General features: G+C 70.6%; 11 protein-coding genes. 3 read left to right on the top strand and 8 right to left on the bottom strand.

Annotation, left to right across the window (positions count from 1 at the left end):
• Positions 1–48: 48 nt before the first annotated feature.
• The 4 genes from MZV50_RS21325 to MZV50_RS21310 form a co-directional block, all read right to left on the bottom strand.
• The gene (locus MZV50_RS21325; RefSeq protein WP_252631318.1) at positions 49–435 is read right to left on the bottom strand and encodes a hypothetical protein; all 387 of its coding nucleotides are present in this window, start codon (positions 433–435) and stop codon (positions 49–51) included.
• Between the two features lie 145 nt (positions 436–580).
• Positions 581–916: a hypothetical protein gene (locus MZV50_RS21320; RefSeq protein ID WP_252631317.1), complete on the bottom strand. Its 336-nt coding sequence runs from the start codon at positions 914–916 to the stop codon at positions 581–583.
• Positions 892–1,722, bottom strand: a complete 831-nt coding sequence (locus tag MZV50_RS21315) for a M56 family metallopeptidase (RefSeq protein ID WP_252631316.1) — start codon at positions 1,720–1,722, stop codon at positions 892–894. Before MZV50_RS21315 ends, MZV50_RS21320 begins: the two co-directional genes overlap by 25 nt.
• A complete protein-coding gene (locus MZV50_RS21310) occupies positions 1,719–2,117 on the bottom strand; it encodes a BlaI/MecI/CopY family transcriptional regulator (RefSeq protein WP_252631315.1) in 399 nt (132 codons plus the stop codon). Before MZV50_RS21310 ends, MZV50_RS21315 begins: the two co-directional genes overlap by 4 nt.
• Before the next feature lie 206 nt (positions 2,118–2,323).
• Here MZV50_RS21310 and MZV50_RS21305 point away from each other — a divergent pair, with 206 nt between their 5' ends.
• Both MZV50_RS21305 and MZV50_RS21300 read left to right on the top strand, forming a co-directional pair.
• A complete protein-coding gene (locus tag MZV50_RS21305; protein WP_252631314.1) occupies positions 2,324–3,934 on the top strand; it encodes an alpha-N-arabinofuranosidase in 1,611 nt (536 codons plus the stop codon).
• On the top strand, positions 3,931–5,037 hold the full coding sequence (locus tag MZV50_RS21300; protein WP_252631312.1) for a glycoside hydrolase family 43 protein: 1,107 nt from the start codon (positions 3,931–3,933) through the stop codon (positions 5,035–5,037). The genes MZV50_RS21305 and MZV50_RS21300 overlap by 4 nt, the downstream gene beginning before the upstream one ends.
• On the opposite strand, the gene MZV50_RS21295 is transcribed toward MZV50_RS21300, so the two are convergent.
• The 4 genes from MZV50_RS21295 to MZV50_RS21280 form a co-directional block, all read right to left on the bottom strand.
• Positions 5,034–7,130, bottom strand: coding sequence for an ATP-binding protein (locus MZV50_RS21295; RefSeq protein ID WP_252631310.1), 2,097 nt, complete (start codon positions 7,128–7,130; stop codon positions 5,034–5,036). The two genes, MZV50_RS21300 and MZV50_RS21295, sit on opposite strands and share 4 nt — an antisense overlap.
• Positions 7,131–7,184: 54 nt before the next feature.
• Positions 7,185–7,604: a flagellar export protein FliJ gene (locus MZV50_RS21290; RefSeq protein WP_252631309.1), complete on the bottom strand. Its 420-nt coding sequence runs from the start codon at positions 7,602–7,604 to the stop codon at positions 7,185–7,187.
• Positions 7,604–8,938: a flagellar protein export ATPase FliI gene (gene fliI / locus MZV50_RS21285; protein ID WP_252631308.1), complete on the bottom strand. Its 1,335-nt coding sequence runs from the start codon at positions 8,936–8,938 to the stop codon at positions 7,604–7,606. Before fliI ends, MZV50_RS21290 begins: the two co-directional genes overlap by 1 nt.
• 89 nt (positions 8,939–9,027) lie before the next feature.
• On the bottom strand, positions 9,028–10,050 hold the full coding sequence (locus MZV50_RS21280) for an alpha/beta hydrolase family protein (protein ID WP_252631306.1): 1,023 nt from the start codon (positions 10,048–10,050) through the stop codon (positions 9,028–9,030).
• 149 nt (positions 10,051–10,199) lie between these two features.
• Between MZV50_RS21280 and MZV50_RS21275 the strand changes: the two genes are divergently transcribed.
• Positions 10,200–10,994 (top strand): LytTR family DNA-binding domain-containing protein, encoded by a 795-nt coding sequence (locus tag MZV50_RS21275; RefSeq protein WP_252631305.1) that lies wholly within the window; start codon positions 10,200–10,202, stop codon positions 10,992–10,994.
• Positions 10,995–11,188: the final 194 nt, after the last annotated feature.

The raw sequence follows: 11,188 nt of genomic DNA, 5'->3' as shown, positions 1-11,188 counted from the left end.
CCGATCGTGCGACCGGAGCGCTTTGGGCGGGCAGCGGCTCCGGCGGCCTCAGGTCATGTCCCGCGCCTGTTCCGCCATGTGCTCGGCCTGGCGCTCCAGGTCGTCGGCCTGGGCGGGCAGCTTGCGCGAGAGGTCGATCAGCTCGGCGTCGGTGACCGTGTTACCGCGGGCGCTGTTTTCCCGGATCTTCTGGGCGCGGTAGGCCGGGTCGCGCAGGCGGGCGGCTTCCTCGCGCATCTGGCGGGCTCCGCCGCGCATCTGCTCGGCGCCCCTGGCCATGTCGACACGGGCCTGCCTGGTGGCCAGGACGCGGGCGCGTTCGCCCTCCTGGCGCGCGCGTTCACCGGCCAGGCGCGCCTGTTCGCCGATGCGGCGGGCGTTCTCGGCCGAGAGCTGGGCCCGCTCGGCTTGGCGCCGGGCCAGACGGGCGGCCATCTCGATCTCGCCGCGATGGGCCTCGATCTGGCGGCGGATCTCGGCGGCGTTGACGCGGGCGGCGTCCGCCTGGGCCTTGGCCCATTCGGCGTCGGCGCGCGCCTGGGCCTGGTTCCAGTCGGCCTGGGCCCGCGCCTGGATCCGGTCATAGGTGTCGGCCGCATTGGCGGCGGGGGCCGGTGGGGCGGGGGAGCCGGCGGAGCCGGTTCGGCGGCTTCGGCGGCCGGCGCGGCTTCCGAGATCGCCGCGGGGGCGCTGGCGGCGCCGGCGGCAGGGGGCTGCTGGCGACCGCGGCGGGCGGCGCGGGCGGGACCGGCGCGACGGGGGCGATCTGGCGGCTCAGGCCGAAGGCGGCCAGGGGCGTGGCGACGATGGCCAGGGCGGCGACGGTCAGGCCCACGGTCAGGGGGCGGCGGCGTTCGGGCGTGTCGGTCATGATGCGGGCGATCCTCGTCTTCAGCGTCTTGGAGTCGGCGGCCATCGCCAGGGCTTCCCTCGGGACTCCCTGGAGGCGCCGAGCAGGGCGGGCGCAGCGGCCAGGCGCACCAGGGTGCGGGCGTAGAGCGCGCGGTCGACCTGGCCGATGGCGTCGGCGTCGGCGGCCTCCTCGGCGCGCTGGGCCAGCACCGCGTGCAGCCGCCAGACCAGCGGGTTGAACCAGAAGATGGCCAAGACCGCGCGCGACAGGATCAGGAAGATCCAGTCGTGGCGGCGCAGGTGGGCCAGCTCGTGGGCCATGATGGCGGGAGCGGTCTGCGGCTCGGCCAGGGTGGCCGGATCCAGCAGGATGGTTCCGGGCGCCACGCCCCAGCTGAGCGGACCGGCGACGCGGTCGCTGGCCACCAGGCCGGGACGGTCGACGGGCGGCAGGTCCTCGATCGGGGCCAGCCAGGCGGGGTCGGTCACCGGCTGGCCCTTGCGGGTCCAGCGCTCCAGGGTCCGCAGGCCCAGCGCCAGGCGGCCGCCGATCAGCGCCGCGCCCAGCAGCCACGCGCCGCCAATCATCGCGCCCGGCGTCGTCCACCAGGGCGGCGCGGCGATGGGCGCGGAAAGCGCGCCGGCCAGGGGCGCGACGACGGGCTCCGTCGGCAAGGGCGGCAGCAAGGCCAGCTCGATCGGCGGCAGCATGTTCATGATCGCCGGCAGGGCCAGCAGCACGCAGACCGTGGCGCGCAGGATGTCGACGCGCTCGACCGGCCGGCGGGTCAGGAAGCGGGCGGAGACCAGGCCGGCACCGGCGACGAGGCTGGACTTGACCAGCAGCGAGAACAGCAGGGTCCAGGTCACGCCTTGTCCTTCCCGGTCGCGACGGCCCCGGCCTCGACTGCTTTGTCGATCATCGCCTCGAGGGCGGCGGCTTCATCGGGCGTCAGGCGCTCGCCCATGCCCAGGAGGGCGCTGGCGGCGCTGGCGGCCGAGCCGGCGAAGAAGGTGTCGATCACCCGCCGCAGGGCGCCGACGGCGACGGTTTCGGTCTCCTGGGCCGGACGGTAGCGGACGCCCTCGGGGCCGCTGGTCCGCTCGATCAGGCCCTTGGCTTCGAGGCGCGAGAGCATGGTGCGCACGGCCGAGTCGCTGAGCGGGTCCGACAGGGCGGCGCGGACCTCGGCCGTGGTCCCGGCCTCCAGCCGGCACAGGGTTTCGAAGACCTCGCGTTCGCGCCGGGGCAGGGTGTCGATCAAGGCGGCCTCCGCTCACTGTTCGCCAGTGTGTCGCTGCAAGTGCGTCGCTACAGGTGTAGCGCTACGGGTGTAGCGAGGGAAGTGAACTCGGCGTAATGCGCGGCGGCAGGACCCCCGCGCGACCCCGGCCGACCTTGACAAGGTTGGGAGGCCCAGGTCTACGCTTCTAATAATCAGACAAATTACGCTCGGGGTCGGAAATCGTCATGAAGCCGCTTTGGTTCGCCGCGTCGCTGGCGCTCGCCTTGTCGATAGGCGCTTCCGCCCAGGCCGCCACGCCCGACGTCGCCGTCTCGGTGGACGCCGGCAAGCCTGGCGCCGTCATCGAGCGCAATATACTCGGACAATTCTCCGAGCACCTGGGCCGGGGCGTCTATGAGGGAATCTGGGTCGGTCCGGACTCCAGAATCCCCAACACGCGCGGCATCCGCAACGACGTCGTGGCGGCCCTGAAGGCGATCAAGGTGGCCAATGTCCGCTGGCCTGGCGGCTGCTACGCCGACGAATATCACTGGCGGGACGGCGTCGGGAAGAACCGCCCGACGACGACCAATTCCAGCTGGGGCGGGGTGCTGGAGTCCAACCAGTTCGGCACGCACGAGTTCATGGACTTCGTCGACCAGATCGGGGCCGAGGCCTATGTCTCGGTCAATGTCGGCTCGGGCGCGCCGCGCGAGGCGGCCGAGTGGCTGGAATATATGACCACCGACAAGCCCAGCGAGCTGGGCAAGCTGCGGACGGCGAACGGCCGCGAGAAGCCGTTCAAGGTGGCCATGGTGGGCCTCGGCAACGAGAGCTGGGGCTGCGGCGGCTCGATGACGGCCAGCGACTACGCCAAGGAGATGCGGCAGTTCGCGACCTTCACCAAGAACTTCAACCCGGCCCAGAAGAGCGGACCGGACAAGATGCTGAAGATCGCGGTCGGCGCCGACCGCGACGACTACGGCTGGACCGAGACGGTCATGCAGTCGTGGAGCAAGAAGATCTACAGCTGGGACATCGATGGGCTGTCGCTGCACAGCTACACCTGGCCCAAGAAGCCCGAGCGCGCCACGGGCTTCGACGCGCATCAATATGCCGAGCTGCTGAAGTCCACCCTGTGGATGGAGGAACTGGTCAGCAAGCATTCGGCGATCATGGACAAGTACGATCCCGACAAGAAGGTCGGGCTGTACGTCGACGAGTGGGGGACCTGGTTCAAGGTCGAGGAGGGCGCGCCGGGCTCGTCGCTGTATCAGCAGAGCAGCCAGCGCGACGCCATCGTCGCGGCCCTGAACCTCAACATCTTCGCCCGCCACGCCGATCGGGTGAAGGGCGCCAACATCGCCCAGACCATCAACGTGCTGCAGTCGATGATCCTGACCGACGGCGACAAGATGCTGCTGACGCCGACCTATCACGTGTTCAGGATGTACACGGCCTTCCAGGACGCCAAGGTCGTGCCGCTGGCCTACGACGCCGGAACCTATCAGGAGGGCGACATCGCCCTGCCGCGGCTGGACGCCATCGGGGCGATCGGCAAGGACGGCAAGCTGTGGCTGTCGTTCACCAACCTGGATCCGCGCCAGCCGCTGAAGATCGCCCCGACGGTGGCGGGCTTCACCTTCAAGGGCGCTAAGGGCGACACCCTGGCGGCCGACGACATGGGCGCGTTCAACACCTTCGCCGCGCCGAACCGGGTCAAGCCGCAGGCGGCGGTGATCAAGGCTGCCAATGGAGGAAATGGCGGGACGGGCAGCTCGGCCAGCCTGGAGTTGCCGCCGCACTCGGTGACGGTGATCGGCCTGAATCCGGTGAAGTGGGGGAGGCCAACATGAAGCGCCTGCTGAAAGCGACCGTCGCCGCCATCATCGCCCTGCTGGCTTTCGCTGCTCCGGCGATGGCTGCGCCCAAGACCCTGGAGCTGGTCGACAAGCTGCCGGGCCGCGTCGCCGCCGTCCCGGCCGACAAGGCCCAAACGGCCTACCTCTTCGTCTACTTCAAGGACGAGACCCACGCGGTCTATTTCGCCACCTCGCGCGATGGCTACACCTTCACCGACGTCAACGGCGGCGAGCCGATCTTCACCGGCGTCCAGCTGGCCCAGCAGAAAGGCGTGCGCGACCCGCACATCATGCGCGGCCCGGACGGGGCCTTCTACATGGCCATGACCGACCTGCACATCTTCGCCAAGGAAGCGGGGCTGCGCGAGACGCAGTGGGAGCGGCCGCAGGTCCCCTATGGCTGGGGCAACAACAAGAACCTGATCCTGATGCGGTCCTACGACCTGATCCACTGGACCCACGCGCGGGTCCCGGTCGGCCAGCTGTTCGACAAGGACGAGGACCGCAGCGCCGCCTGGGCGCCGGAGACGATCTGGGACCCGGCGGCCCGGAAGCTGATGGTCTATTTCACCACCCGGTTCCGCGACGAGCCGGCCTCGCTGGTCTATTCGTACGCCGATCCGGCCTTCACCACTTTGACCAGCGCGCCCAAGGCGCTGTTCGACTATCCGGTGGCCGGCAAGGCCGCGATCGACGGCGACATCACCAAGGTGGGCGACAAATACCACCTGTTCTACGTGGCTCACGACAAGCCGGGCTATCTGAAGCAGGCGATCTCGGACCGTGCCAATGTCGGCTATGTCTTCGACCCGGCCAAGGTCGATCCCGAGACCGTCAGCACCGAGGCCCCGAACCTGTGGCGCCGCCATGGCGCGGGGACCTACGTGCTGATGTACGACGTGTTCGGGGCCAAGCCGAAGAACAACATGGGCTTCTCGGAGACCACCGACTTCGTCCACTTCAAGAACCTGGGCCGCTTCAACGAGCCCGGCTCGCCGATGAAGGCGACGAACTTCGCCAATCCCAAGCACGGGGCGGTGATGGCCATCACCCCGGCCGAGGCCGCGCGGCTGCAGGCCTATTTCGCCAAGCCCTAGGAGGCGTTCGCGGCGGCCGGCGGCTCGGCGGCGCCTTGCAGGGCGCGGGCGACGGCGGCGATCAGGTCCTCGCGACGGATCGGCTTGGCGACGTGGCCGTCCATGCCGGCCGCACGGCAGCGGGCGATCTGCTCGGGCAGGACGTCGGCGCTGAGCGCGACGATCGGGATGGCGGCGACGGGACCGGGCAGGGCGCGAATGGCGCGGGCGGCGGCCAAGCCGTCCATGCCCGGCATGTGGACGTCCATCAGGACGAGGTCGAAATCGTCGGCCTGGACGGCCCGCAACGCCTGGACGCCGTCGTCGGCGGTGATCGTCTCGCAGCCGGCCAGAGTCAGCAGGGCCTTGCCCAGCTCGCGGTTCATCGGATGGTCGTCGACCAGCAACACCCGGGCGGCGCGCTCAGTCGCGGTCTCCGGAGCAGGAAGGGCGGCCGGCGCCGGGACGGCGGCGGGCTCGGCGGTCAGGGTGATCCAGAAGCGCGCGCCTTGGCCCAGCTGGCTCTCGACGCCGATCGCGCCGCCCATGCGGGTGACCAGCGCCTTGCTGATCGCCAGGCCCAGGCCCGTGCCGCCGTAGCTGCGGCTGATCGAGCTGTCGGCCTGCGAGAAGCGCTGGAACAGACGGGCCTGCACCTCGGGCGCGATGCCGATGCCGGTGTCGATGACCTCGAACCGCAGGGCGCCTGGTGCCGGGCCGGCGGTCAGCTTGACGGTGACCCCGCCGTGGGCGGTGAACTTCAGGGCGTTGGCCAAGAGATTCATCAGCACCTGGCGCAGGCGGGTCTCGTCCAGGGCCAGCGGCTCGTCGACGTCGCCTTCGGCTTCGCCCTCGCTCTCGGCCGCGAACACCGTGCGCAGATACAGGCCCTTGGCGGCGGCCTCGGGAGCCAGGATGGCGACGGCGTCGCGCAGCAGGGCGGCCGGCGAGGTCGGCGTCAGGGTCAGGTCCAGGCGTCCGGCCTCGACCTTGGCGAAGTCCAGCAGGTCGCCGACGATCTCGGCCAGGGAATGGCCGGCGCGACCGACCAGATCCAGGCGGCGGCGGTTCTCGGGCGACAGGTTCGGGTCGTCGGCGACCAGGGCCGCGAAGCCCAGGATGCTGTTCAGCGGGGTGCGGATCTCGTGGCTGATCGTGGCCAGGAAGTCGGACTTGGCCTGGCTGGCGGCCAGGGCGCGGTTCTGGGCGGCGCGGGCGGCCGACTGGCGGCGCAGCAGCAGCGCCTGCAGGCGCGCCTGGCGGCTCAGGGCCAGGGCGGCCACGAAGCTGACCGCGTACAGCACGACGTGGAAGATGAGGGCGTGGCGCAGCGGCGACAGGGCCACCTTGATGTCGAGGCCCGTGCGATGCAGCACGGCCGGGATGGCCACGGCCAGCGAGGTGGTGACGACCACCGCCACCGCCCGCGGCCCGCCCCGGAACGCCGCCAGCAGGGCCGGGGCGAACAGCAGCACCTGCGGCGTCGCGTCGTCGAAGAACACCCAGGACGAGGTGGCGATCACCAGCAGCAGAGTGGCGGCGGCCTCCAGCGGGCGGACGTGGAAGCCTTCGCGATGGCGGCGGTCCATCAGGATCAGGGCCACGGGCAGGACGACGGCGACGCCCAGCACGTTGGAGGTCGTCCAGTCGTCCCAGCGCCGGAAGAAGGCATGGCCGCCGCTGATCGCGATCAGACCGTTGACCAGGATCGCGCCGATCGCGGTCAGGGCCGAGGCGGAGACGACGATCGTGAACAGGTTTCGCGGATCACGCACGCGGGTGGGCACGCGCATCCAGCGCAGCAGGGCGGCCGTGCCCGCCGTCTGGAGGGTGTCCAGCACGGTGACCAGGATCACGAACCGCGCCGAGGTGCCGATCGTCAGCTCCAGCGTCGCGTGCAGCGCGCCGGTGACCAGCATGAAGGCGAGGGCCTGGCGCCGGTTCAGGACCATGAAGGCGGCGATCGCCACCGCGTTGGCGGTCCAGATCGTCGGAATGTTGTGAGTGGCCCCCGCCAGGAACAGGCTGTAGCCCAGGCCGCAGACATAGGCGCAGACCAGGGCGGCCAGCTTGGCGTTGGCCTTGGTCGGCGCCATGGTCCGGGCGGGTGTCATGCGGACACCTTGTCGCGGGCCGCTTGAGATTTCGTGTATGCGCCCGGATCGCGCTCAGCGGCCGCCGACGGCGGCGCGGCGGATGCTCAGCTCGTCCAGCTGGGCGGATTCGTAGGCACCCAGCTTCTTGGCGGCCAGCACCTTGGCCTGCTCGGCGACGTGCTCGTATTTCTTGAGGTTCTCGAAGGCCTCGGACAGGGCGTCACGGGCGCCGATCTCCTCCTGCTGGCACTGCTCGACCTGCACCAGCATGTCGGCCTTGCGGCGCTTGTAGCCCTCGCGATAGCCGATCATGTACCAGCCGGCCGATGCGTCGCCCTCGGCGTTCTTGGCTTCGGCCTCGGCCTCGGCGTCCAGCATGGTGATGCGCATTTCGGCCGCCATGCGGCGCTCGGTGATCTCGGCGAGGCGTTTCTGCAGCGTCTCGACCTCGTGGTTCGAGATGCGGATCAGCGAGGCGGCCCACTTGGTCATCAGTACTCACTCGCCAGGATCTGCCCCAGGTAACCGAAAGAGTCGTCCAGACTGGTTGCTTCTTCCTTATCCTGGCTAAGGAAAGCTTCGATCGCCGGGTTCAGGCGGATCGCGCGGTCGACGACAGGGTCGGCTCCGGCGCGATAGGCGCCGATCCGGATCAGTTCTTCCATGTTGGCGTAGGCGGCCATCACCTGGCGCGCGCCCTTGACGATGTCGCGCTCGTGCGGGTGCTGACAGCCCGGCATGGTCCGGCTGATCGACTTCAGCACGTTGATGGCCGGGAAGCGGCCGCGCTCGGCGATGGCCCGCTCCATGACGATGTGGCCGTCCAGGATGCCGCGCGTGGCGTCGGCGATCGGCTCGTTGTGGTCGTCGCCGTCGACCAGCACGGTGAAGAGAGCGGTGATGGGAGCGGCCGTGGTGCCGTCGGGGCGGATCGGGCCGGGACCGGCGCGTTCCAAGAGCTTGGGCAGCTCGGTGAAGACGGTGGGCGTATAGCCCTTGGTGGTTGGCGGCTCGCCGGCGGCCAGGCCGATCTCGCGCTGGGCCATGGCGAAGCGGGTGACCGAGTCCATCAGGCACAGGACTTCTTGATCCTGGTCGCGCATGTACTCGCTGATCGCCAGGGTCATGTAGGCGGCCTGGCGGCGGGTCAGGGCCGGCTCGTCCGAGGTGGCGACCACCACGACGGCGCGACGCAGGCCTTCCTCGCCCAGGGTCTCTTCCACGAACTCGCGGACCTCGCGGCCCCGCTCGCCGATCAGGCCGACGACGACCGCGTCGCAGGTGGCCTCCTTGGCCAGCATCGACAGCAGCACCGACTTGCCGACCCCCGAGCCGGCGAAGATGCCCAGGCGCTGGCCCCGGCAGGTGGTGGTGAAGACGTTCATCGAGCGCACGCCCAGATCCAGGCGCTCGCCCACCCGGCCGCGGGCGTGGGCCGGCGGCGGCGGGGTCTTCAGCGGATAGGGGACTTCGCCCTGCGGCAGCGGGCCGAGGCCGTCGATGGGCTCCCCGAAGGCGTTGATGATCCGGCCCAGCCACGCCTTGGTCGGGCGGACCACGGCGCCTTCGGGCACGATGCGGATCTCCGCGCCCGGCGCCACGCCCTCGACGGGGCCGAAGGGCATCAGCAGGGCGCGGGTCTCGCGGAAGCCGACGACCTCGGCCGGCAACGGCTTCTCGCCCATCCGGCCGATCTCGACGCGGGCGCCGACCGCCAGCCGGGTCAGGCCGCCGCGGGCCTCGATCAGCAGGCCGTTCACGGCGGCCACGCGGCCATAGACGCTCAAAGGATCGATACGTTCGACGGCGGCGATAAGACTGCGCAAGCTGGACCCCGAAACCCCACGGCGGCGCCGAACTTGGCCATTGCCTCCGTGTCGCCACAGTCGGGCAACGTGGTTAACCAGGTATGAAATCAGCGCCTGGGCGCGACGTCTTTGGGTGCGACCAATTGGTCGGTGAAGAAGCGCGTGACGGCGGCGTTGAAGTCGCGGTGGAAGGCCACGCGGTCGAAGCCCGGGGCGCTGGCGCACAGATGGGCCAGGTTCGCCGGCGGCGCGGCGTTGCAGGGCGTCAGGAAGTCGAAGTGCCGCGCCCCCGGGACGACATGGTAGTCGTGCGGACGGTTCAGGTCGCGGTGCACGGCCTCGGCGTATTCGTCGCCGGGCAGGATCTCGTCGTCGGCGGCCTTCCACAGCTGCACGGGCGCGGTGATCCCCTTCAATCCGTCCTTGCCGAAGGTGAAGCCTAGGGCCGGCGCGGCCGAGACCACCGCCTTGATGCGGTCGTCGTGGACCCACCGGGCCGTCAGCGCCCCGGCCGGGATCGGATGGCCCGCGGTCAGCTTGCAGTCGAAATTGGCCGGATGGGCCAGGCAGTGGACGGGCACGCGCGACAAGTGCGGTTCGCCGCCGGCCGCCGCCAGCACCGTGAAGCCGCCCGACGAGAAGCCGAACGCCCCGACCTCGTCGGGATCGATCCTGGCCTTCAGCGGCGAGCTTTCCAGCATCCAGCCGATCAGGGCCGACAGGGCGGCGGGCCGGTCCGACATGGCTGTGGCGCGGCTCTGGTCCTTGTAGTTGTCGCCGGGATGGGTGAGGGCGGCGACCACGAACCCGGCCTCGGCCAGGGCCTGGGCGGTGTCGGCATGGCCGCCGAAGAAGCCGCCGTTGCCGTGCGACATGACGATCAGCGGCAGGTGCTCGCCCACCACCGGCGCGCCGGCGGCGACGGTGTGGCCCCAGCTGCCCAGCGCCATGAAGGCGGGCTTGGCGTCGGCGGGATACCAGACCCCGACCTCGACCGGCGCCTGGCCGTCGGGGCGAGGCTCCTGCAGCACGATGAAGCCGGCGTTGGCGGCGAGGGCCTTCGAGGGAAGGGCGGGTGACGAAATGGCGGCCGCCAGCAGAGCGGCGGCGAAGACATGGCGGAGCGACATGGCGGTCCTTCAGCGAATGACGACGCCACCGCTGTGAGGCGCGTTCCGGGCCGTCGCCAGTGCTCCTGCGCGAATGGGCGAACGGGTTCGCGAGACGGCGAATGGGCGGGGCTGGCGACTCCGCGTAACGGCGCTCTATACCTCGTTTCATGATCGCCCGCGTTTCCGATCCGCCGCTGCTGGGGACCGCCCGTGAATGGGCGGTCGATCTGGGCGTGGCCGTGGGGATCGGGGTGCTGCTGGGGCTGATGGGGCCGTTCGGCAGCTTCTTCAACGGTGGGCCGGGCTTGAGGATCGCCTACTGGGTCGGCAGCCTGGCGTGCGGGATGCTGCTGTTCGGCGGCCTGGCGCGGCTGGCGGGGGCAGGGGTGCGGCGGCTGGGCTGGCCGGACTGGACGATGATCCCGCCGGTCGTCCTGGTCGGCAGCCTGCTGCAGGGCGCGCCGCTGCGCGTGGTCGCCATCGCCCTCTGGCCGGGGATCGCCCATGCCGTGTCGCCGCTGGAATGGTACGGCCAGTGCGTGGCCATCGCGACCACGCTGGTGCTGGCCTACTACTTCATACGCGTGCGCCCCCAGGCGCTCGCCCGCACGCGTACGCCCGCGCGCGAGGGGCTGGTCCCGGCCGACGCCCCCGCCGTGGCGCTCGATCCCGGCGCCGTCCTCTATCTGAGGATGGAGGACCACTATGTCCGGATCCGGACCGAATACGGATCGCGGCTGGAGATGGGCCCCCTGGCGCGGGTGACGACGGGCCTGGCGAGCGTCGAGGGACTGCAGGTCCATCGCTCGTGGTGGGTGGCGCGGCGCGCGATCGCCGGCGTCGAGCGCGACGGCCGCAACCTGCGCCTGAGGCTGGTGGATGGCGAAACCGCGCCCGTCAGCCGCGCCTCGGTGGCCAAGCTGCGGGCGGCGGGTTGGCTGGCGGGCGACAACCCGGCCTGAGCCCTGCGGCCGGGCGTCGCGGCTCCAACCGAAAGGCCGAGCTTCGGCGATCGGGACGACACCCGCAAAGCGCGAGAATGGCGTTCAAATTCCCGCGACGGAACGCCGCAATTCCGCCTCAGGTGCGAACGGCGCCGGGCATGGCCTTAACGCGGTAACGTCGTTCGGACCGCTTTCAGGGCACGGATCCTGGC

Source organism: Caulobacter segnis, from assembly GCF_023935105.1.
In the GTDB taxonomy this organism is placed as follows: Bacteria; Pseudomonadota; Alphaproteobacteria; order Caulobacterales; family Caulobacteraceae; genus Caulobacter; species Caulobacter segnis_B.
The sequence above is the reverse complement of the archived record's forward strand: the minus strand, read 5'-3'. Positions and strand labels throughout refer to the sequence as shown.

Coding starts and splice junctions, on each gene's coding strand:
- MZV50_RS21325 (WP_252631318.1), bottom strand. CDS start 435: ATGGCCGCCCGTCTGGCCCGGCGCCAAGCCGAGCGGGCCCAGCTCTCG.
- MZV50_RS21320 (WP_252631317.1), bottom strand. CDS start 916: ATGGCCGCCGACTCCAAGACGCTGAAGACGAGGATCGCCCGCATCATG.
- MZV50_RS21305 (WP_252631314.1), top strand. CDS start 2,324: ATGAAGCCGCTTTGGTTCGCCGCGTCGCTGGCGCTCGCCTTGTCGATA.
- MZV50_RS21300 (WP_252631312.1), top strand. CDS start 3,931: ATGAAGCGCCTGCTGAAAGCGACCGTCGCCGCCATCATCGCCCTGCTG.
- MZV50_RS21295 (WP_252631310.1), bottom strand. CDS start 7,130: ATGACACCCGCCCGGACCATGGCGCCGACCAAGGCCAACGCCAAGCTG.
- MZV50_RS21290 (WP_252631309.1), bottom strand. CDS start 7,604: ATGACCAAGTGGGCCGCCTCGCTGATCCGCATCTCGAACCACGAGGTC.
- MZV50_RS21280 (WP_252631306.1), bottom strand. CDS start 10,050: ATGTCGCTCCGCCATGTCTTCGCCGCCGCTCTGCTGGCGGCCGCCATT.
- MZV50_RS21275 (WP_252631305.1), top strand. CDS start 10,200: ATGATCGCCCGCGTTTCCGATCCGCCGCTGCTGGGGACCGCCCGTGAA.